A 23,000-nucleotide genomic window follows, 5' to 3' on the forward strand; every position below is an offset into this window, starting at 1 on the left:
ATCGTTCATTTTTGCGTAAGTTGCATAATGCAAATTAAGGTAGGGGTGATGCTTGTTGAAATGGCTGCTTCGTCCGCTGGGGATATCCAATCTGAGAAGCGTTTGGATGACGATGTTGATCTCGAATCTCGTTCTTTTGCTTATACCCGTTTCAATGGGCGCCTTTCTGTACACCAAGGTCGAAGCCAGCCTCGAAAACGGGGCCAACCGGTCCAATAAGGCGATGCTGGAGCAGCTGAAGCTGTCCCTTGACGGTAAATTGAACGAAGTGGAAAAATTGGCGCAGCAAATCATTTTTGATCCGAAGCTGGAATATTTGCTGAAACTCAGCGGGGATCCGTCCAGCCCGGACCGCTACAAGTTTATCGAATTCATGCAAAATACGATGTCCCGTCCCGGGAACATCACGAATTTCATTTTGGATTATTACGTTTATTTCGAAAATAGCGATCTCGTTCTAAAGTCCGGCCTCATGACGGATTCGCGAAAGTTTTACGACATGTATTACAGCTATCAAGGCATATCCTACGAGCAGTGGCGGGAAGAGATGCTGGGAAGCTTCCATACGATGGCATATCTTCCTACCGCGACGCTGCTCCGCCGGGCGGAATACGATCCGATGGAAAGCCTGGACAAAAGTCCGCTGAACGTCGTGACGTTCGCCCAATCCCTTCCCGGACGCGACCGGAAAGACATTAAAGGCAGTTTTGTCGCCTTGATCGACGAAAGCCAGATCAAAGAAATGTTCGCGCAGATCGAGTCCGCGAGCGACAGTTCGATCTATGTCGTGGACGGCGACGGCAGGACGATCATGGCGACGGACCGGGAGCCTCTCCCGTCCCAGCTGTTGTCCCGGATCGAAGGCGGCGGGGGATTGTTCAACCAGACCTTGAACGGGGAACAAAAGATGGTTTCGTATACCGCCTCCAAAAAGGAAGGCTGGAAATACGTCCTGGTCACGCCGAGAAGCGTGTTCATGCAGCAGGTCATTTTGATCAAGCAATGGGCCGTCATCCTGTTCGCCTTGTGCCTGGCCGTCGGCATGTCCGCCGCGTTCATGATTACATACCGCAATTACAGCCCGCTGCGGAGAGCGGTCAATGCGATCCTTCGCGGCAAAAACTGGAGCGGCAAGCCGTCCGTCAACGAATACGATTTTATTTTGCAGACGATCGAGGGTTCCCTGCACGAGGAAAAAAACCTGCGCAGCCTGTTGGCCCGCCAAACTCCCGTGATCCGTTCCAACTACCTGTCGCGCCTCCTTCGCGGACAGATGGACGTGGATACGTCGGAGAAAGGCGGACAGTCGCTGCGGTTTATGGACATCGAATTTGTAAGCGATTACTTTTCGGTCATCGTCGTGCAGCTTGACAGCATCGCCGGGTTTAATGCGGAGCAAAGCGAGGAACAATGGGCGCTTGCGCGCTTTATCGTCTCGAATATCGGAACGGATATGATCCCAAGTCCGCATAAGTCTTTTGCCGTCGAACTCGACCGCGATCGGGTGGCTTTCCTGAACAACTTCGATCCGGGGCTGTCCGGGGAAGCGGGACGCGTGATCGCGGAGATGTGCGAGTCCCTCAAAACGGTCATCGAGCAGCGCTTCAAGATGGATATTACCGTGGCCGCCGGGCTTCCCCACTCGGGAGCGAAAAGCATCGGGGAAAGCTATGCGGAGGCGGTGGCGGCCTTCGAATACCGCATCATCCGGGGCGGCGGCACGATCATCTATTTTCAGGACATCAAAAACGTGCATGCCCACTATTATTACCCGATCGACATCGAGGTGCAGCTGATCAACTTCGTCCGCAGCGGAGACACGGAAAACGTCCTAAAGCTGCTGGATACGATCTACGCGATGAATTTCGAGTCGGGCAGCATTACGCCGGAGATCGGCCGATGCCTGTTCTTTAACATTACGAGCACGTTCCTGAAAATCATCAACGCGACGGGGACGAATCAGCATGACATTTTGGGGCCGGACATCGATCTGGTCAAGGATATTTTTTCGTACGAAACGGCGGAAGGCATGCACAAGCGGACGAAAAAGCTTTACGAATTGCTGGCCGAGTCGCTCGTCACCGAGCGGACCGACCACAGCTCCCAGCTCCTGCAGGAGATGGAGGAGTTCGTGGAGCAGAATTTTACCGACCCGAACATGGGGCTCGGCATGGTGGCCGACCGTTTCGGCATGACGCCGCAATACGTTTCGACCTTTTATAAGAAGCAGAGCGGGAAAAACCTCAGCGACACGATCGTCCGAAAAAGAATCGAGCTTGCCAAGCAGCATATGGGCGACAAGGACCTGACCAATGCCCAAATCGCGCAGATGGTCGGCTATACGAGCGACGTCGTTTTTATCCGGGCCTTTAAGAAGCTGGAAGGCGTCACCCCGGGCAAATACCGGGAAAACATGCTTCCGTACGCCGATGACGCAGGGTAACCGAAGCCAACTTTTCAGATTCTTAAAAAGGCAGCGGACGGAAGCAGGCTTTCTGTTGACTGAAAACGATCCGTTCGTATACAATAAAACAAGCGAATATAAGGCGATGGAGTTCGCCATAACCGCCTGAAAAGGCTGATGACTCCTACCGGTGATGAACGTGCGCACTGGTAGGAGTCTGTTTATTTTCATGCTCCTGCCCGGCGCGTCAGGAAAAATTATACATATTGTTGAACAAAAGGGGCATAACAGAAATGATGGATAAGATGATGCATCCGAACGGGCGCCGCGGTCCGAAATTTTTGCACGCGGCATTGTTCCGGAGTTTTATCAAATGGATTTGGCTCGGAGGGGCGGTCGGCCTCCTAAGCGGATCGGCTTCGGCCCTTTTCCTGCTGGCGCTCGAATACGCGACGGACACCCGCGAAGCGCACCCTTGGCTTTTATATTTGCTGCCTGCCGGCGGCGCTTTGGTCAGCTATTTGTACATGAAAATCGGAAAAAACAGCGCCAAAGGCAACAACCTCATTCTCGAGCAAATCCATGACGGCAAAGAAACCATCCCGCTGCGGATGGCGCCGCTCGTGTTGTTCGGCACCGTCGTGACGCATTTGTTCGGCGGCTCGGCCGGCCGGGAAGGAACGGCGGTGCAGATGGGCGGAAGCCTGGCCGAAGCATTCGGCAAGTGGACCCGGGTCGGACCGGTCGACCGGAAAATTCTGCTTATGTGCGGGATCAGCGGCGGATTCGGCTCGGTGTTCGGCACGCCGCTTTCCGGAACGGTCTTCGGCCTGGAAGTCGTCGCGATCGGGCTGATCCGGTACGAAGCGCTCATCCCTTGTTTTACGGCCAGCTTCGTCGGCCACCTGGTCACTACCCGTCTATGGGGAGTGGAGCATGTCCAGTACCCGCACATGGTCGCGCCCGAGCTTAGTTTGATCGTACTCCTTAAAGTCGCGGCAGCTTCGCTGCTGTTTGCCCTCGCCAGCATCTGTTTCAGCGAGCTGACGCATGCGCTGAAAAAGCTGTTCGCCAAAGCGTTTTCGAACCCTGTGCTCAAAAGCGCCGCCGGCGGGTTGATCGTCATCGGCCTTGCGTATATTGCCGGTTCCCGCGCCTATTTGGGCCTCAGCATCCCGCTGATTACGGATTCGTTTGGCGGGGACGTGCCTGTTTTTGCGTTTTTGTGGAAATTGATCTTTACGTCGGTGACGCTGGGCGCCGGTTTTCAGGGGGGCGAAGTGACACCGCTGTTTGCGATCGGGGCTACGCTGGGCCATACGCTGGCCGACGTCTTCCAGATGTACGGGCCGTTTTTGGCCGGGTTAGGTTTTATCGCGGTGTTTTGCGGCGCGACCCACACGCCGATCGCTTGCTTTTTGATGGGCATCGAGCTCTTTGGGGCGGACGGGGCGATCTACATGTTTATCGCTTGTCTGATCAGCTATTTGTTTGCAGGATACAGCGGGATTTACACCTCGCAGCGCATCGGGACCGCCAAAAGCCACTGGATTGCCGTGCCGCCGGGAACGACGCTGGCATCGCGGAAAAACCTGCTGTTCCAGGGGCGCCAACAAAAAGGCGGAAAAGACGATATGCCGAACGGAAACGAGAAGGATGACACGGGGGAAGATCGACGATGATATCTGCTTTCGAAAGGAGCCTTGAATGGTGAAAAAAATAGGGAAGACCGGTTTGGCTTTGCTGCTGGCCGTCATGCTGCTGGCCGGATGCGGCGGGAACCGGAATGAGGTCCAACCGGCCAAACCGGGGGAAGGCACATCGAACCAACAAGCACAGCAAGGGAGCGGCGGCGCTTCGGAAGACCCCGGCGCTTCGAAAGGAAACGGCCAGGACGGCGGGAACGATCAGGGGGACGTTCATCAAGTCCCGAACGATCCGGCGCTTGAGCTGCTGGGGAAAATGCATACGGACGAAAAGATCGGGCAGCTGGTCCTTGTAGGCATGGACGGCACGGCAACAAACGATGCAACCCGCGAGCTGATCGAATCCTATCATGTCGGCGGCTTCATTTTTTATAAAAACAACATCGAAAACGCCAAGCAGGCGCTGAAATTGTTTAATGACCTGAAGGCGGCCAACCAATCGAATCCGGTGCCGCTTTGGATGAGCGTCGACGAAGAGGGCGGACGCGTGACGCGCATGCCGAAGGAGTTCGCAAAGGTGCCGACCGCCAAAGCGATCGGATCGAAGAACAGCGAGGCGTTGTCCCAAGGGATCGGCGCCGTGCTCGGGCGCGAGTTGTCCGGCTTCGGGCTGAACATGGATTTCGCTCCCGTGCTGGACATAAACAGCAATCCGAATAACCCGGTCATCGGGGACCGCTCGTTCGGGAACAAGGCGGACGTGGTCAGCCGGCTCGGCATCGCCACGATGGAGGGCATTCGGAAGGAAGGCGTCGTTCCCGTCGTCAAGCACTTTCCCGGGCATGGGGACACCTCGGTCGACTCCCACATCGGACTGCCTGTCGTCAACCATGATTTGAGCCGCCTCCGGAAGCTGGAGCTGATCCCCTTCAAGGAAGCCGTCGAAAACAAGGCCGATGTGGTCATGATCGCGCATCTGCTCATGCCGAAGCTTGATCCCGATCACCCGGCTTCGTTTTCCAAAAAAGTGATCACGGATCTTTTGCGCAACGAGCTCGGGTTTCAAGGGGTGGTCATCTCCGACGACATGACGATGGGCGCGATCGAAAAAAACTACGAAATCGGCAAAGCGTCGGTAGAGGCGATTTTGGCCGGCGGCAACATCGTTTTGGTCGGGCATGATGCCGAGAAAGAAAAAACAGCGATCCGCGCCCTGAAAAAAGCGGTAGCCGACGGAACGATTCCGGAGGACGTGCTGAACAACCGGGTTTACGCGATTCTCAAACTGAAGCAGGCGTACGGATTGACCGACCGCCCGGCATCCGGCCCGGATGTGCAGAGCATCAACAAGGATTTGACGGCGCTGCTTCAAACATACGGTTTGCGGAAATAATCGCGGACGCATAAAAATCGACATTAAGTCAAAAAGCGGCCGCTGCGGTTTGCGTACGCGATTGCCGTCCGCCCGCGGCCGAACGACATAAAAGCCCTGACCGGTGCTGATTGCACCCGGCAGGGCTTGTTTGCTTCCGCTAATATGTGCTCGGGACAAGGAATCGTCGTCACAATTCGCATGACCGAGCCGAACGATATCCTTAAGCCGCCCGATGATACGACGACTTCCCAGGCCTTTTGCGCCCAACGAGAAGCTTCCGAATGTCCAGTTCGCATACGGCCACGCCGGCGAGGACAAGCCCGGCTCCGATGTAGCCCTGCATGGTCAACGTCTCTTTCAGGAAGCAGATCCCGAAAAAGGCGGTGACGACGGGCTCCAGCGCAAATATGAGGCCGGTATGCGTCGGCGACGTATATTTTTGGGCGATCGCTTGCAGGACAAAACCCACCGCGCTGCACAAAATGCCGAGCGCAAGGATCGAAAGCCAGCTAGCGGCGGTGTTCGGAAGTTCGGGCTGCTCGAAAAGAAACGAAAACAAGCCGCCCCAAAGCGCGGCAAATCCCAGCTGCAGGACGCCGACGGTCACCGAATCCGCTTTTTTCCCCGCGCGGCCGGTGACGATGATATGTACGGCAAAAAACAATGCGCCAAAAATGCACAGCGCATCCCCGGATTGGAGTGCGGCATGCGGCCTTAACGTCAGCAGCCCGATGCCCGCCACCGCAACCGCGATGCCGGCGATCAGCCTCTTGTCCGGTTTGATTTTCAGGAACAGCGCCGTCAGCACGGGGACGAATATGACCGTCATGCTCATCAGGAAACCGGCGTTCGATGTCGATGTATTCCGCAGTCCGAAGATAATGCAGACGAATACGGCAAAAAGGAGCGTTCCGAGCAGCAGCGCGTATTGAACGGCCTTGCGGTCCGCGCGCCGGAGTTTTTTGTGGAACAAAACGCCTGCCGCGATGAAAGCGACGCCGAACCGCAGCGCGATCAAGTTGAACGGAGCCAGCGTATCGAGCCCGATTTTCATGAACGAATAGGAAGTTCCCCAAAAAAACGTCACCAGTAAAATGATCAAATCCGCTTTGTATTGTTTCATGTTCCCATTTCTCTGCCTTTACGTCAAAAATGAAGGTTGTCGGCCGGCACGAAAGCCGTTTCCCGATCGGTTTCCCTTGTGCCTGAATCAGTATAAATGGTATCGTAAAATAAGAAAATTGAATGTTTATCATTCTAAACATGAGGAAAATTCATGTAAAATTTCAGCCTTATTTTGCTGGGAACAGGTGAGTGCGATGAGTCTCGTAAAATACGAAATATTGAAGCAGGTCGTGGATCTGGGAAGCTTGACGAAAGCCGCGGAGGTGCTCGGTTTGACGCAGTCGGGCGTGAGCCACGCGGTCCAGAGCCTCGAGACGGAATTCGGATTTTCTTTGCTGAGCCGGAGCCGGTCCGGGGTGAAGCTGACGGACAACGGGGAACGGGTGCTGACCTATATCCGGGACATGCTCCGGGTGCAGGAGCAGCTGAAGCAGGAGGTGGCCCTGATTAACGGGATCGAAACCGGGACGATCCGAATCGGTACGTTTACGAGCATTTCGGTGCAATGGCTGCCGGGGATCATCAGAAGGTTTTTAAGCCAGCATCCTAATATCGAGGTCAAACTGTTCGAAGGCGATTACCATGAAATCGAAGAGTGGCTGCTGCAAGGGGAAATCGACTTCGGATTCGTTTCGCTGCCGACGATGGACTCCTTCCGCATCATCCCGCTGCGGCAGGATCGGATGCTGTGCGTCATGCCGCCGGACCATCCGCTGGCGAACCAGCCGTTTGTCCGCTACGGCCAGATCGCGAACGAACCGTTTATTATGCCGAAGGAGGGCAGCGATTATGACGTGCGCCGCGTGTTGCGGAAAGGGCGGATCAAGCCGCCCGTCCCGTTTCAAGCCTCGGACGACTATGCCATCATCGCGATGGTGGAGAACGGGCTGGGCATCAGCATTTTGCCGGAAATGATATTGCAGGGACGAACCAACCGGATCGTCGCGCTCGAGCTGGAGGACCAAAGCTTCCGTTCGCTCGGGATCGCCCTGAACTCGGCCAAAAACACGGCCCCGGCAACGAAAAAGCTGATCCGCTGCGCCAAAGAGTGGCTGACCGGGTGGCAGCCGTCGCCCCAGACCGGCATCTTGCGATCGGATGGGTGATGCTTTGAATGCAACCCTGCGATATGCCGGGCATCGATCCTGTCCGGTTTTGCGTTCCCGCCGGGTTGGATTTTTTTCACATCCTTGTATATGATAGGAAGCGTTGACGGTTCGGCGTACGCATGAATCGAAAAGCGGCGGGAAACGGCTTGAAACGGAGATGAAACGGTGGATCAAGTAAACATTCTCATTATTGAAGACGATGCGAAAATCGCGTCATTATTGAAAACGCATATCCAAAAATACGGCTATACGGCTTTTACGGTCGAAGATTTCGCCAAGGTGATGGACGATTTCCGGGACGTGCGGCCGCACCTGGTCCTGATCGACGTCAACCTGCCGATGTTCGACGGCTTTTATTGGTGCCGCCAAATCCGCACGCTGTCGACGTGCCCGATTTTGTTCATATCAGCCAGGGAAAGCGAAATGGATCAGGTGATGGCGCTTGAAAACGGAGCGGACGACTACATTACGAAGCCGTTTCATTATGAGGTCGTCGTGGCCAAAATCCGCAGCCATTTGCGGAGGGCATACGGCTCTTATTCGGCGAAATCCGAGGAACGGACGGTGGAAGCGTCGGGATTGGTATTATACCCCGAGCGGTTCATGTTAACTTACGAGGGGCAGTCGGTAGAGCTTACGCAAAAGGAATCGGTCCTGGTGGAGGCGCTTATGAAGAAAGCGGATCGCGTCGTCAGCCGCGGACGCCTGCTGGATCTCATGTGGGAAGACCGGCATTTTATCGACGACAATACCCTGAACGTCTATATTACGAGAATCCGCAAAAAGCTGAAGGAGCTTGGGTTTGATGATCCCGTGGAGACGGTTCGCGGGGCAGGATACATGCTGAGGCTGGAAGGAAAGGGATGACGATGAGGCTTTTTTTTCGGGAACAGCTGCCTTTAATCCTTTTTTATGCCGGGCAAATGTTGATCGTCGGATTGTGGTATTGGTTAGCGGTCGAGGACCATTCTGGGTTCACCGTGTTTTATGGGGCGCTGCTCGGCTTCGTCGTGCTGGCGCTATATTTGGCTTACCGCTACTATACCCATCGGAAGCTGTACGAACGGCTGGAGTCTCCGCTGCAGTCCATGGACCAATCGCTGACCCGGCTGGGCGAAGCGCCGGTGGCCGAGGCGGTGAGCGATATGCTTCGCCATCAATTCCAGCTGTACAAAGACGAGCTCTACGGCACTCAGCAGCGGCTCGATAACCATACCGCATTCATCAACCGCTGGATTCACCAGATGAAAACGCCCGTTTCCGTCATTCAGCTCACGCTGCAGGATCTGGATCTCGACGATGAAATCGCGGACGGACTGCAGGAGGAAATCGACCGGCTGAAAAAGGGGCTGGAGATGGCGTTATACACGGCGAGGCTGGACAAGTTCGAGCAGGACTTCAAGGTGGAGGGCATGCCGCTTGCGGAAGCGGTCGAAAAAGCCGTCGCCGAAAACAGGCAGTGGTTTATCCGGAAAAAGGTTTACCCGGCGATCGAAATCCCGCCTGGCCTTGCCGTGATCAGCGACGCCAAGTGGCTGGCGTTCGTGCTCGGGCAAGTCATCGTCAATGCCGTCAATTATTCGGAAGGCGAAGGCAAGAAGGTTGCGTTTCATGCCTTTAAACAGGGAGCGCATGCCGTCCTTGAAATTCGCGACGAAGGCATCGGCATCGCCAAAGAGGATTTGGGACGGGTGTTCGATCCCTATTTTACGGGTAATCAAGGCAGGCAATACCATGAATCGACGGGCATGGGACTGTTTCTCGTCCGGGAAGTGTGCCGCAAGCTCGATCACCAGGTGGAGTTGGAGTCGGAACCCGGCAAAGGAACGACCGTTAGGTTTACGTTTAAAACCGCTTGAGCCATCAGGGCGCTGCATCCGTGCAGCGTTCTTTTTTTGCCGCCTTCGGCCGGTTCGAAGAAAACCTTACAAAGGTTTAAGGTTCGGGTAAGGAGAATCCATGGTTTTGAAGCCGGTCATGCTATAAAGTGAGATACATAGAGAGAAGGGAACCCAGAAGGAGAGATGTTTGTGACCGAAATATTAAAAGTGACGGGACTCAGCAAAGTATATCCGGGCAAAGTAACGACCCGCGCTTTGACGGACGTGAACTTAAGCATTCAAAAAGGGGAGTTCGTCGGCGTGATGGGGCCTTCGGGAAGCGGGAAAACGACGCTGCTGAACATGGTTTCGACCATCGACGCGCCAAGCTCCGGAACCGTGCTGATCAACGGCAGCAACCCGCATGCCTTAAAGAAAAAGGAGCTGGCTTTGTTCCGCAGGCGGGAGCTCGGATTCGTGTTTCAGGATTTTAACCTGCTGGATACGCTGACCGTGGCGGAGAACATCGTCCTTCCGCTGACGCTTGACAAACAAAGCCTGAAATCGATGGAAGCCCGGCTTGAAGCGATCGCCGACAGGCTTGGCATCAAAGAGATTTTGAATAAAAGGGTGTATGAAATTTCGGGCGGGCAAAGGCAGCGCGCCGCGATCGCCCGCGCCATCATTCCGGAACCTTCGCTTTTGCTGGCGGACGAACCGACGGGTGCGCTGGATTCGAATTCTTCGCAGATCGTCATGCAGACGCTGGAGAAACTTAACGAAGACGACGGCGTCACGATGATGCTTGTCACGCATGACCCTCAGGCAGCCAGTTACTGCCACCGCGTCGTGTTCATCAAGGACGGAACGATTTCCGGGGAAATTCGCAGGGGCGAAAGCCGGCAAGCCTTTTTCCAGAAAATCATCGACATGCTTTCGTATTTGGGAGGTCAGGCTCATGAGCTTTCCTCAATTCGCGTTTAACAACGTCAAGCGGAATGCGCGCGCGTATTTTGCCTATTTCCTGAGCAGCTGCTTCATGGTCATGGTGTTTTTTACGTATGCGCTGTTCATCTTCCATCCGGATATCGATAAAACCGAGCTTGGCTCCAACGTGCAGATGGTCATGCTCATCATGGAATACGTCATTTATATTTTTGCGTTCCTGTTCGTGCTGTATTCGATCGGCTCCTTTTTGAAAGCCAGGAACAAGGAATTCGGGCTGCTGACCATTTTGGGAGCGACCCAGGGCCAGCTCAGCAAACTCGTTTTCGTCGAAAACATGATCATCGGGGCATTGTCGATCGTTACCGGGATGTTGGCGGGGCTGCTTTTGTCCAAGCTGTTTTTGACGCTTAGCGCCCGCATGATCGGGATCGAGGAGCTCGGACTGTATTTTCCGGCCAAAGCGCTTCTGTTGACGGTCGGCGCTTTTTTGCTGCTGTTTCTGGTCATCTCGGCTTTTACGCTGCTGTTTATCAACCAGAGCCGCGTGCTCGAACTGTTGAAGGGCGGAAGCAAACCGAAAAAAGAGCCGAAGGTTTCGGTTTGGATTTCCCTGTTCGGGGTATTGCTGCTCGCGGCCGGGTATGTCACGGTCGACAAAAACCTGGCCGTCGCGGCGGCAACGGGGATTGCGGGCACGTATTTCTTTTTCACGCAAATTACCGTCCTTGTGTTCCGAATGCTCAAAAAAAGCCGGCGCTTGACTTGGCGGGGCACGAACCTGATCTGGATTTCGGAAATGGCCTATAAAATCAAGGACAACGCGGTGATTTTGTTCATGGTGACCGTCGTCACCGCCATTTGCTGCATGGCCGTGGCATTTGTCATGTCCGTCAATGTCCGCACGCAAAACATGTACCACGAAGATCCTTATCCGTTCCGGTATTATGTCAGCGACCCTGCGCAAGGCGAAAGCGGATTGAAAACCGTCGAGCAAAAACTGAAAGAAAAAGGCATCACGTACGAGAAATTCAAAACCGAATCCTATGTTGCGACAGCCTCCGGAAGAAAAGGCACCGTTACCGTCATGTCGGAGGAAGTGTATAAAAGCATTGCGGATGCGCTGGGGCTGGCAAAGATCGATGCGCTCGAAGGGAAACAAGCCGTCCTGGTGCAGTCCGACAAGGAAGCGCGGAATAACCCGGACTGGTCCGCAGGCTCGTCGATCGAGCTGAAAAATCCGTCTTCCGGGCTGGAAGTCGTCAAGGAAATCCGTACGCAAAAAGAGGTTTCGCCGGTGAACGGCACCAATCTTCTCGTCGTGAGTTCCGCCCTCTATGACGGATTGGTCAAGCAAATCCCGGCCGATCGAAGCTATTGGATCTATACCATTTACATTTATATGGTTCCCGATTGGTCCGGCCAAACGCCTCCGGGCAGAAACGACAAAGAATACAAGATCGGGCTGGAGCTCGAACAATGGGCCCATGAACGGAACGTAAGCGGCGAATCGGCGGACCTGCTGTCTTCCCGCGGGGGAATGTACGCCCAGCACGAACAGGCGACGGCCATGATGAGCTTCGTCGGCGTTTTTATCGCCTCATTGTTGTCGGTATGTTCGGCTAGCTTCCTGTATTTCAAGCTGCATTCCGAGCTGAGGCAGGACCAGCAAATCTATAACGCCATGTCCAAAATCGGCCTGCAGTCCGGCGAGATGGGCAAATCTTCGACCGTGCAAATTGCGGTGCTGTTTTTCACGCCGATCTTCGTATCGGCGGTCCAAACCTTGGTCGTGCTCAACCGGGTGCGCGAAGGCTTCGATTTGGATGACGTGAACCAGCCTGTGCTGCTGGCTTCGGCCGCTTTCCTGGTCGTGCAAGCCGTATATTTCGTTTTGGTGAGCTCGCGGTACATTCAAAAGCTGAAAAGGGTGATGGTGTAAGGAAAGGAGCTTCATGTTCGTGAAAAGAATCGACACGCTGGATTATTTGCGCGGATTCGCGCTTGTCGGCATCATATTCATCAACATTTATCAGATGGTTCCCTATGTCCCGGTTCCGCCGGAATACGGGTTTTGGAGCCGTCTCGACCAAGGGCTGCTGACGTTTGTGAACGATGCGGTGCACGGCCGTTTTTATACGATTTTCAGCTTTTTGTTCGGGCTCGGGTTTTATCTGTTCGTTTCCCGGGCCCGGGCCAGAGGGGAGAAGGCGAACGTGCTGTTCGTGCGCAGGCTGCTGGTTTTGCTCGTGTTCGGCCTTGTGCATCATCAGTTTCAACCGGGCGAAGCTTTGCTGATTTACGCGCTTTTAGGATTTTTGCTGCTTCCGCTTTACCGGCTGAAACCGGGCGTCAATTTGTCGATCGGCGTGCTTTTCCTGCTTTCGGCCTGCTGGCTCGGACCGATCGGGATCAGCCTGGGGATGTTCCTGTTCGGGTTGTGGGCAGGGCAAAACAAAATTTTTGAAGACGTGCGGCAGCACAAAAAACGATGGATCGTCGCCATGATCCTCTCGCTTGTCCTGATTCCTCTCGGATTATGGGCGGAATCCCGGATCGTCGATGCAACGGGTTTGGTCGACATCGCGATGGTGGCCGGAGGATTGCCCGAGGACGTATTTTACGTCGCGGCGCTGACGCTCCTGCTGGAGCTGCCGTTCATGAAGTTGTGGCTTATGCCGCTGAACCGGCTTGGCCGGATGGCGTTAACCAATTACATCATGCAAACCGTCCTGATTTTGACGTTGGATGCGGTGCTGAACCTGAGCGGCCAGGCCTACTATTTGATATTGGCCATGATTGCCATCGAAATTTTGGTCATCCAAGCCATTTTCAGCACGCTGTGGCTCAGCCGTTTTCCCATGGGACCGCTGGAGTGGGTGTGGCGGATCGGCACTTACGGAAAAATTCCGCCGCATTATTCCAAGCAAGCTTGATTGAACCCCGGGTGCCAAGGGCCCGGTTCCTGCCATTGAAATTATGCCGCTTCTCCGCTAATCTTAGATCAACTGTCGCCTTTGCATCGTTTAAGATGCGGGGGACCGAAGAGAATAGCGGAGGATTTGGCATGCGCTTCAGCTTAAAGTGGAAATTAACGGGGTTTTTGGCCGTTTTGCTCGTGTTTGCGATCGGTTTGCTAAGCTTTCTGGTTTTGCAGGGCATCTCCAATAACCAGCGCCGGGAGATGGAACATGCGATGGAACAGCAGGCGGCTGTAGCGGAGGACCGGATCTTGCAAATGTACGTCACGGGAACGCAGGTGGACAAAGAGGCGTTCATGCGTTTGCAGGGGCCGGCTTTGGCGCGCGAGCTTGGCAACGTCAGCGGGATGCGGGTCATTTTGTATGACGCCAAAGGCAAGGCGACCGGAGATTCGCTGATTATGGCCGAAAAACCGGATGTGCGGCGTACGCTGCCGTTTGCCTTGCAAAATAAAATCGCCTATGAAATTCAAGGGGATGTGCTGGATTATTTGGCGCCGGTCGTCAGCGATCAACAGCAGCTTGGCGTCGTCCATTTTCAGACCTCGGTCGGCAGCCAGCATCTTTTTTACCGCAGCATGTTGAGGCTGTTTTTGTTCGCCGGAGCGGCGGTGCTCATCGTTTCGTTTATGTTCGGATGGATCTACATGAACAGGCAGGCCAATGCCATTCACGCGCTGAAAAATGCTAGCGAGCGGATCCGGCGCGGGGATTACCTGGCGGAACCGACCCTCAAGCGCAAAGACGAGCTCGGGGACCTCAGCGGCGGCATTTTCGAGATGAACCGGGCCATCCAAGCGAACGTGCAGTCCTTGCAAGCGGAGCAGGAAAAGCTGATGGAAACGCTGGAAACGCTGCGCCAGCTCGAAAAGCGGCAGAAGGATTTTATCCATAACATCAGCCATGAATTCAAAACGCCGCTGACATCGATCCGCGCGTATGCCGACCTGCTGCATCTGTACCCGGACGATCCCGCATTGATCCAGGATGCTTATGCATCGATCACAAAGGAAACGGGGCGGCTGTACGACCTGGTGGAACGGGTTCTCCATCTGGCTGCCGCGGAAAAATATGCGTTTGACCATCATCCGGAGGAGGTTGATCTCAAGGAACTGCTGACGGATGTGTGCGCACGAATGAAAGGTAAAGCCGAACAGTTCGGCATCACGATCCGGCAGCGGCTTGAACCCGCCGTCATTGTCGGCGACCGCAACAACCTCACGCATATTTTCGTCAATTTGCTGGATAATGCCATTAAATATAACGTCGCCCAAGGAGAGGTGACGGTCTCGAATGCAGCCGGGGAGGAAGACGCGGTGGTGCGCATTCGCGATACCGGAGTCGGCATTCCGGAAGAACAGCGGGAGCTGGTCTTCGAACCGTTTTACACCGTCAATCACGACCGTGCGCGAAAATCGGGAGGCAGCGGCCTCGGACTGGCCCTGGTCAAGCAGCTGACGCTGCAAAACGACGGGCGGATCGGGATCGAAACGCCTGCCGACGGTCCAGGGACGGCGTTTATCGTCACGTTTCCGCTGGCCCGAAGGCACTGACCCGGATGTTTCCGGCGGGATTGAAGCAGGCTATAAAAGTTCAAAAACGGATACAAGTTTGAAACATTTGATTATATTTTCGAAACGATTGTTCGATATACTCGAAACAGATCGAAGCTCGGGCGATCCGGCAGAGACGCGAAAGGAGGGGGCCGCAATGAAAAGAAACGCCGAGCGGAAGCTTGCCAAGGTCGTTGCGGCCATGGCCGCTTCCCTAGCGATCCTGGCCGGATGCAGCGAAAACGGCGGCGCGCGCGTCACCGTCAAAAACCCTCCGATCCGCGAGGAAACCGGCAAGATCGAGCTCGGGCAAATCGTCCGCCTCGAAGATGCTTACGGCTTCGCGTGGCTGTCGGATACGGAAATCATCGCCTCGAAAAAACCGAAGTGGATGGAAGAACCGCTATATGTCCATTCGCTCGTCAAGGAGAAGGACCCGGACAGGGCTCTGGGGGTTCAAGACGCTTTGACGGTCAATCCTTCGCCGGGGGGCGGCATGTTGTTCGTCAGCAATCAGATGAAAGCTTCGTTCGTTTATGCGGATGGCCTAAAAAAGATCCCGCTGCAAGCTTCAAGCGGAAACGAGACCAGCCTGAACGGCAACGTACGCGGCGCCTGGCTGGGCGATCGGGCGTACCTGTTCGCGGAGGTCGACGGGCTTGCCGTCGCCGGTCTGGACGGTCAAGTCGCTTCGGTGATGAAGCTGAAAGACGGCCAGGACGTCATCAAAGTGGAAGCGGTCCCCGACCCGAAAGATCCCAACCGGTTCACGGGGTATTTCATAGACAGGGACAGCAGCGTTTACAAGCTGCGGATCGTGATCGAAGAGTCGCGGTTTCCGAAAGCGGAAGGGAAACCCGAGCTGATTCGGACCCGTGCGGCCGATTTTTCGGTATCGCCGGACGGTTCCCGGCTTGCCGTCGCCGAAGAAACCGGGGACCATGCCAATACGCTTGAGCTTGTCGGGACGGGCGCAACCGAAAAGCCGACCCGGCTGACGGAAGGACGGCTCATCAGGCAAATCTCCTGGTCGCCGGACGGCTCCAAGCTGGCCTATTCGATGTTCAACCTGGAGCGGGGCGGCTCGGGCCTTTATGTGATGGACGCGAAGACGGGCCATACGACCCTCGTGTCGTTATACCCGAACCTGCAGAGCATCCTGATTTGGAGCCCTGACGGGGATCGGCTGATGATGAGCCAGGAACATCCCGAGATGAACCTGACGACGGAAAGAACCAAACTGATGACAGAGATATATCGGTTTAAGTGACTAGAGATATGGAAAGGGGCGAAGGGGGTTGAAACGGAAACGCGTTCACCTGCTGCTGGGGATATCCTTGATGATCGCCGTCAGCGGCTGCGGCAGTCCCCAAAAGGTTACGGTTCAAACGCCTGCCGGGCAGCATGAACAACAGCAGCCTCCCGCCGGGGAGGCGGCCGAAACGAAAGAAGACGTGCTGGAACAATTCAAACTGCTGGCATCGCAGGCGAAGGATGCGGAAGAGACGATTCGATTTTTGGACGACAACATGCCGCAAACGACGCCCGAGCAGGCGGATCGGCTTATTTTGGAGCTCGAGCATTTTTATGACCGGTACCTGCCGAGCTTGAACGACAACTTCGATACGATGCTGTCAAAGCCCGAAACGGCGCAAAAAATGAACGAAATCGGTTACCCGATGAACGTAGACAACATCAAAGGCGACGATACGCTTAAGCAATGGCTTTTGGACCAAATGGCGGGAGGGCTGGCCCTCGGCAATACCGAAGGCATGTTTTACTGGAAGGTCGATTACAAAAAGCTGCAACGATACAGCCGTTATGTCTCCGGTGATATCCGAAGCTACCTGGCGTTGAAAGCCATGGACTCGGAGAAAAACTATATCGAAGACGGGGCGATCGCGGTCTCGAGGGAAGAGCTCGGCAACCGGATCCTCAAAGCGGAATATTATTTGGTCGAGCACCCGCAAGGGCTCCGGGCGAAAGAAGTTTTGCAGATGTACAAATCCTATCTGGATACGTATCTGACCGACTTCCGCTATGACGCCGTCGATGACCGGACGTTAAAGCTGCTGCCGGACGTGAAAAAAAGCTACCGAACCTTCGTCAGCGACCATCCCGAGTCCAAGACGGCGATTATCGTGGAAAAGTACCTCGACGCCATAAACCGGAACAACGACGTGATTTACGAACAAGGAACCGGCGGCATGCAGGGACCGCTCAAAAAAGACATCCAGTCCTTCTGGGATTCCATCGATTTGAAAGTCAACAGCTTGTTCGTATCCTGAAACGAAGGCGCGGAAAATGGTCCGCGTCTTTTTGCTTTTGCCTGAAAACCCGCGGATTCGACACGCGCCCCGAAATATGACTTCATCAGGAAATATATGTATAATCGGATTGGGATCATAAAAAGAAAATACACGGATAGGGGAAATCGTCCTATGAAAGAAGGTTATCAAAAGGGAAACTGGAAAGCGTTCGTCCGTTTGGTCCGTGAAACCAAACCTTCCGTTTGGATGCTTTCCGTGGCGGTGCTGCTTAGCGTCATTTCGACTTTGGTCAGCCTCGTGGTTCCGCTGTTTACGAAAGGGCTTGTCGACAGTTTTACGGCCGACAGCATTAAACCGTCCCAGATCGCCATGCTGATCGCCAGCTTCGTCGCTTCCGCCATCTCGGGCGGGATATCGATTTATTTGTTGAACCGGCTTGGACAGGAGGTCGTCGCCAAACTGCGGGAGCGGCTGTGGAAAAAGCTGCTGAAGCTGACGATTCCCTATTACGACAATCACCGCACGGGCGATACGATCAGCCGGATGACCAACGATACGGCCGTGCTCAAAGGGCTGGTGTCCGAGCATGTCACGGGATTTTTTAACGGGGTCATTTCGATGGTCGGGGCGATCGTCATTTTGCTCCTTCTCGATTGGAAAATGACGCTGATCATCCTGGCGGCGATTCCCGTGACCGCGGCCGTGCTCGTGCCGCTTGGACGGGTCATGCTCAATATTTCGCGCCGGCTGCAGGACGAAACGGCCGATTTTACGACGATTCTGAATCAGGTGTTGTCCGAAATCCGCCTCGTCAAAGCTTCGAACGCCGAGGAACGGGAAAACGCCATGGGAGCGAAGGCGATTGCGGGCTTGCTGAAACTCGGGATCCGCGAAGGAAAAATCCAGGCTTTCATCGGGCCGATCATTTCGTTCGTCATGATGGGCCTGATGGTGCTCATCATCGGATACGGGGGAATGAGGGTTTCCAGCGGCGCCCTTTCCGCGGGCGACCTGGTGGCGTTTATTCTGTACCTGGTGCAGATCATCATGCCGATGAACCAGATTACGATGTTTTTCACGCAGCTCCAAAAATCGGTCGGGGCGACGGAACGCATCGTCGGCATTCTCGAAGACCGCCAGGAAAACGTCAAGGTCGGCAAGGCGTTGACCGGCCCGATCCAAACGATTCAGCTGGAGCATGTTTATTTTTCGTACGAAAAAGGCGACACCGTCCTTCATGATATCAGCTTCACGCTGGAGCCGGGGAAGGTGACGGCCGTCGTCGGCCCGAGCGGAGGCGGCAAAACGACGCTGTTTTCGATCATCGAGCGTTTTTATCTCCCGGACAGCGGCATGATCCGCGTCGGCGGGCAGGATGTCAGCGAATTTTCGCTGGAGTCCTGGCGCAAACAGATCGGATACGTTCCCCAGGAAAGTCCGATCGTCGCGGGGACGATCCGCGATAACATATGTTACGGCATGGACCGGGACGTGAGCGATGAGGAGCTTAAACAAGCAGCCCATATGGCTTACGCCGATATTTTTATCGACGAGCTGCCCGAAGGGTACGAAACGGAAGTCGGGGAACGCGGGATCAAATTGTCCGGCGGCCAACGCCAGCGGATTTCCATCGCCCGGGCGCTTTTGCGGAACCCGCAGATTTTGATGCTGGACGAGGCGACGTCAAGCCTGGACAGCCAGTCGGAGGTATTCGTGCAAAAAGCGCTGCAAAACCTGATGAAAGGACGCACGACGCTGGTCATTGCCCACCGGCTGTCGACGGTCGTGGATGCGGACCAGATCCTTTTTATCGAAAAAGGACGCATTACGGGCAGGGGAACGCATCAGGAACTCGTCGAAAGCCATCCGATGTACAGGGAGTTTGCCAACCAGCAGCTCCGGATCGCGGAAACGGTCCTTCAGGAAGAGGTTTGATCATGATTGACTTTTGCCAAGATGGATTTTATAATCGGTCTATACCCCAAAGGGTATGGTTAACGAGCTGAAATATTTCCGCGCAAATGCGGTCTTTCTGCATAAATCGGGCCACCACAGGGACGGCGCCCGGTTTATTTTGACGATGAACATATACGGTAAAAGGAGGAACATGTATCGATGCTGTGGGTATTGTTCGCTGTTCTTGCCGCAGCGTTTGGCTTATGGGCCTTAAGAGAGCTGCGGCCGGTGAACGGATTGACCTTCATCAGTCCCGAAGAACTGCAGGCGCAACGAGAGAACCGGCAGGACCTGCAAATGCTTGACGTGAGAGACGCGGCCGATTATATCAAGCACCATGTTCCCGGATCGATCAACATTTCCATCGGAAGATTGCCTTACGTTCACCATTCGCAATTAACGTCCGATGAACCGGTGCTGATTTTGGCGGAAAACAGCCGCCAGATCAAAAAAGCGGCGCGCATGCTGAAGCGGTACGGCTTTTTGCGGATCTATGCGCCGAGCAACGACAAAGCCGTTTGGAACTGCGGCGTTTGCTGCCGCTCGTAAGGCCGATGCAGATGACCTGGCGTCTCCGCCGGGTTTTTTCTTTGACGTGCCGGACAAGTCGATGCCTTACGCACGCCCGGTTTTATTTTCCATACGGGAGGGAGCATTCCATTGCAAGTTGTCATGATCGGCCCCTTCATGCTGAAATTTTCGCTGCTCATGCTGGCAGCCTCCGCCGTTTTAGGCTATTTGGCGCCTTTTTTGCTCGCCAGACGCGTGGATCCTGCCGTTCGCAAGCCCGTGATGGACGATCTTACGACGGCCCTCCTGATCGGCATCCTGGTCTGGAAGTTCAGCTTCATCGTGTTTGATATCCAAAGCGTCATTCGTTCGCCGTTGTCTCTCCTGTATTACACGGGCGGGACGGAAGGGATGGCGTTGGCCGCGGCGGTCGCCTTCCTCATTCCGGCGTACAAATGCCTGAAATACCGCAGGCCATGGGCGGTTTACGCCAATACCGCATTGGCTTGGCTAGCCGCGGGAGATGGGATATGGAACTTGCTCCGTGTCTTTTCCGGCCGGGGCGGAGCGGTAGACATCGTTTCGGGGGCCGTTGCCGCCCTCATCGTCGCCTACCAGTTCCGGCAGCGGGAACGGTTGTTCAGCGGATATCATTTCATCGTTTCGGTCCTGTGGCTGGCGATCGGCATGTTTGCCGCTTCGCTGCTTGGCGCAGCCCGGGATGAAGCTTTTTGGCTGGGGTTTACCGGTTGGCAGCTGTCGCTGATGTTCATCATGGTCCTTTCCCTTGCCGTTAAAATCATGTTTGACTTCAAAAGCAAATCGAATCGCACTTAAACCCGGATATGATTCTATTTTTCTGCATGAGCCGCGTATGAACGCGGCTTTTTTGGTTCATGCTAGCTATTTTAGGTTCGATTTCATTGACATCGTCCCGGCGGAGTGAATATAATGTGCTTAACAAGTTTAATACATGAACATATGCTCATATTATATTTGCAGATTGGATCGGAGGCATTGCGATGGCTGAAGCAACCGGAAGAGTGAAAAGGGAACTCGTGCTGGACGGCTTGGATTGCGCGAACTGTGCCATGAAAATCGAAGACGGCGTGAAAAAGATGGAGGGAATCGCCTCCTGCTCCGTTAATTTCGTCAAGCAAACGCTGACCTATGAAGCCGACGGCGAAGACGATGAGCTGGCGTCCAAGGTGAAACATAAGATCAAAAAGCTTGAGCCGCACATCAACGTCTTGGATCCCCAAACGAAGCAGGGCGCATCTTCAGGCGTCAGCCGCGGACACGGTCATCCTCACGAACACGGGCACCATCACGCACATGGGCATGACCATGCGGAAGCGCACGGGGAGGAAGGACATTCCCACGGTCACGACCATGGCCGCGGCGGAACCAAGGTCATGGCTGCGCGGTTGCTCGTCGGTGCGGCGCTGACGGCTGCCGGGATGCTGCTGCAGACGAATGCTTATATCGAACTGGCGATTTTTTTGGTCGCCTATGTCGTTGCCGGCGGGGACATCGTCCTTCAAGCGGTGAAAAATATGTTGCGGGGACAGGTATTCGACGAATATTTTCTCATGTCGCTTGCGACGATCGGCGCTTTTGGCGTCGGGCAATATCCCGAAGGCGTCGCCGTCATGCTGTTCTACCAGCTGGGCGAGATGTTCCAAGGGATTGCGGTAAACCGTTCCCGGAAATCGATCAGCGCCATGATGGACCTGCGGCCTGATTATGCGAACGTAAAAACGGGCGGCGATACGAGACGCGTGTCTCCCGAGGAAGTGCAGGTCGGAGATCATATCGTGGTGAAGCCCGGAGAGAAGGTTCCGCTGGACGGGATCGTCGTCGAAGGCAGCTCGATGGTGGATACGTCGGCATTAACCGGGGAATCGGTTCCGCGCGGCGTTGGGGCCGGCCAAGAGGTGCTGAGCGGGTTCATCAACAAAAACGGCGTTTTGACGATTGAAGTCTCCAAGGATTTCGGGGAATCGACGGTTTCGAAAATTTTGGATCTCGTCCAAAACGCGAGCAGCAAAAAGGCGGCTACCGAAAAATTCATCACCAAATTCGCCAGATATTATACGCCCGTGGTCGTCATCGTAGCGCTGCTGCTGGCGCTGGTTCCGCCGCTTTTCATCCAGGGGGCGAGCTTTGCCGAATGGATCTACCGGGCGCTGATTTTTCTGGTCATTTCCTGTCCTTGCGCGCTGGTGGTATCGATTCCCCTCGGCTTTTTCGGCGGCATCGGGGCAGCATCGAAATCCGGCATTTTGGTGAAAGGAAGCAACTATCTCGAGGCGTTGAACGACGTCAAATATGTCGTATTCGATAAAACCGGAACGCTGACCAAAGGGGCGTTCAAGGTAACGAACATCCATCCGGCGCTCGAAGGGCTGGACGAAGCGGCGCTGCTGGAAATAGCGGCGCATGCCGAATACCATTCCACCCATCCGATCGCGGAATCGATCCGTGCGGCGTACGGAAAGGAATTGGATGAGACGCGGATTGAAGGCTACGACGAAATTTCCGGCCATGGCGTTCAAGTGAAGGTCGGCGGCAAGGAAGTATGGGCAGGGAATGCGAAGCTTATGGAGCGGGAAGCCCTTCCCTATGAAAAGCCGGAAACGGCGGGCACGATCGTTCATATCGGCCTAGACGGGCAATATGCCGGGTATATCACGATTTCGGACGAGGTGAAGGAGGACGCGGCGGAGGCGGTCCGTACCTTGAAGGAGATGGGAAAAACGACCGTGATGCTGACGGGAGATGCCCGATCCGTCGGCGATGCCGTCGGCCGTTCGCTTGGCTTGGACGAAATCCATGCCGAACTTTTGCCGCAACATAAGGTCGAAGAGATCGAAAAGCTGGACGCCCGGAAATCCCCGAAAGAAAAAATCGTGTTCGTCGGCGACGGCATCAACGATACGCCGGTGCTCGCCCGCGCGGATATCGGCGTGGCCATGGGCGGCCTCGGCTCGGATGCGGCGATCGAAGCGGCGGACGTCGTGATCATGACGGATGAGCCTTCCAAGGTGGCAGCCGCCATCCGGATTGCCAAACGCACGCGCGCCATCGTATGGCAAAACATCATTTTTGCGTTAGGCGTAAAAGCGATCTTCCTGCTGCTCGGCGCCTTCGGAATCGCAACGATGTGGGAAGCCGTATTTTCCGACGTCGGGGTTACGCTCCTGGCGGTGCTGAACGCGATGCGGGTGCTGAAAACAAAAGCTTAATAGTCAAACAAGGCCGTTTTTAAATCATTCGAAGATCGCAGAAAGGACGCTTCGTCTC

17 protein-coding genes and 1 riboswitch are annotated in these 23,000 nt (G+C 55.0%); of the genes, 16 read left to right on the forward strand and 1 reads right to left on the reverse strand.

The features are described 5' to 3' along the window. Positions 1–55: 55 nt before the first annotated feature. The 3 genes from NYE48_RS11910 (at position 56) to nagZ (ending at position 5,443) form a co-directional block, all read left to right on the forward strand. Entirely contained in the window at positions 56–2,443 is a 2,388-nt protein-coding gene (locus tag NYE48_RS11910; RefSeq protein WP_340998779.1) for a helix-turn-helix domain-containing protein, read from the forward strand. Between the two features lie 93 nt (positions 2,444–2,536). Continuing rightward, a riboswitch (Fluoride riboswitch) is annotated at positions 2,537–2,598 on the forward strand. A 102-nt stretch (positions 2,599–2,700) separates the two neighbouring features. Beyond that, a complete protein-coding gene (locus tag NYE48_RS11915; protein WP_445324068.1) occupies positions 2,701–4,086 on the forward strand; it encodes a voltage-gated chloride channel family protein in 1,386 nt (461 codons plus the stop codon). Between the two features lie 25 nt (positions 4,087–4,111). Further along, on the forward strand, positions 4,112–5,443 hold the full coding sequence (gene nagZ / locus NYE48_RS11920; protein ID WP_340998781.1) for a beta-N-acetylhexosaminidase: 1,332 nt from the start codon (positions 4,112–4,114) through the stop codon (positions 5,441–5,443). Between the two features lie 202 nt (positions 5,444–5,645). Here the strand turns inward: nagZ and NYE48_RS11925 are convergent, their stop codons facing one another. Further along, entirely contained in the window at positions 5,646–6,548 is a 903-nt protein-coding gene (locus NYE48_RS11925; RefSeq protein ID WP_340998784.1) for a DMT family transporter, read from the reverse strand. Between the two features lie 196 nt (positions 6,549–6,744). Here NYE48_RS11925 and NYE48_RS11930 point away from each other — a divergent pair, with 196 nt between their 5' ends. The 13 genes from NYE48_RS11930 (at position 6,745) to NYE48_RS11990 (ending at position 22,942) form a co-directional block, all read left to right on the forward strand. Beyond that, positions 6,745–7,656, forward strand: a complete 912-nt coding sequence (locus NYE48_RS11930; protein WP_340998787.1) for a LysR family transcriptional regulator — start codon at positions 6,745–6,747, stop codon at positions 7,654–7,656. 168 nt (positions 7,657–7,824) lie between these two features. Next, positions 7,825–8,526: a response regulator transcription factor gene (locus NYE48_RS11935; protein WP_340998796.1), complete on the forward strand. Its 702-nt coding sequence runs from the start codon at positions 7,825–7,827 to the stop codon at positions 8,524–8,526. 2 nt (positions 8,527–8,528) lie between these two features. Further along, positions 8,529–9,518 (forward strand): sensor histidine kinase, encoded by a 990-nt coding sequence (locus NYE48_RS11940; RefSeq protein ID WP_340998798.1) that lies wholly within the window; start codon positions 8,529–8,531, stop codon positions 9,516–9,518. A gap of 171 nt (positions 9,519–9,689) precedes the next feature. Further along, positions 9,690–10,463: an ABC transporter ATP-binding protein gene (locus NYE48_RS11945; RefSeq protein ID WP_246536567.1), complete on the forward strand. Its 774-nt coding sequence runs from the start codon at positions 9,690–9,692 to the stop codon at positions 10,461–10,463. After that, the gene (locus NYE48_RS11950; RefSeq protein WP_340998803.1) at positions 10,438–12,366 is read left to right on the forward strand and encodes an ABC transporter permease; all 1,929 of its coding nucleotides are present in this window, start codon (positions 10,438–10,440) and stop codon (positions 12,364–12,366) included. The genes NYE48_RS11945 and NYE48_RS11950 overlap by 26 nt, the downstream gene beginning before the upstream one ends. A 19-nt stretch (positions 12,367–12,385) precedes the next feature. Continuing rightward, complete coding sequence (locus tag NYE48_RS11955) at positions 12,386–13,360, forward strand: DUF418 domain-containing protein (RefSeq protein ID WP_340998806.1); 975 nt, start codon at positions 12,386–12,388, stop codon at positions 13,358–13,360. Positions 13,361–13,491: 131 nt separating this feature from the next. Continuing rightward, positions 13,492–14,958 (forward strand): sensor histidine kinase, encoded by a 1,467-nt coding sequence (locus tag NYE48_RS11960; protein ID WP_340998809.1) that lies wholly within the window; start codon positions 13,492–13,494, stop codon positions 14,956–14,958. A gap of 157 nt (positions 14,959–15,115) precedes the next feature. Further along, positions 15,116–16,228: a TolB family protein gene (locus tag NYE48_RS11965; protein ID WP_340998814.1), complete on the forward strand. Its 1,113-nt coding sequence runs from the start codon at positions 15,116–15,118 to the stop codon at positions 16,226–16,228. Between the two features lie 28 nt (positions 16,229–16,256). Next, the gene (locus NYE48_RS11970; RefSeq protein WP_340998817.1) at positions 16,257–17,246 is read left to right on the forward strand and encodes a hypothetical protein; all 990 of its coding nucleotides are present in this window, start codon (positions 16,257–16,259) and stop codon (positions 17,244–17,246) included. A gap of 153 nt (positions 17,247–17,399) precedes the next feature. Next, a complete protein-coding gene (locus NYE48_RS11975) occupies positions 17,400–19,163 on the forward strand; it encodes an ABC transporter ATP-binding protein (RefSeq protein WP_340998819.1) in 1,764 nt (587 codons plus the stop codon). A gap of 180 nt (positions 19,164–19,343) precedes the next feature. After that, a complete protein-coding gene (locus NYE48_RS11980; RefSeq protein WP_340998821.1) occupies positions 19,344–19,733 on the forward strand; it encodes a rhodanese-like domain-containing protein in 390 nt (129 codons plus the stop codon). 111 nt (positions 19,734–19,844) lie between these two features. Further along, positions 19,845–20,531 (forward strand): hypothetical protein, encoded by a 687-nt coding sequence (locus NYE48_RS11985; RefSeq protein WP_340998824.1) that lies wholly within the window; start codon positions 19,845–19,847, stop codon positions 20,529–20,531. A 185-nt stretch (positions 20,532–20,716) separates the two neighbouring features. Continuing rightward, positions 20,717–22,942, forward strand: coding sequence for a heavy metal translocating P-type ATPase (locus tag NYE48_RS11990; RefSeq protein ID WP_340998826.1), 2,226 nt, complete (start codon positions 20,717–20,719; stop codon positions 22,940–22,942). Positions 22,943–23,000 lie beyond the last annotated feature (58 nt).

It is taken from the genome of Paenibacillus sp. FSL M7-1455, from assembly GCF_038004655.1.
Lineage (GTDB): Bacteria > Bacillota > Bacilli > Paenibacillales > Paenibacillaceae > Paenibacillus_AQ > Paenibacillus_AQ cookii.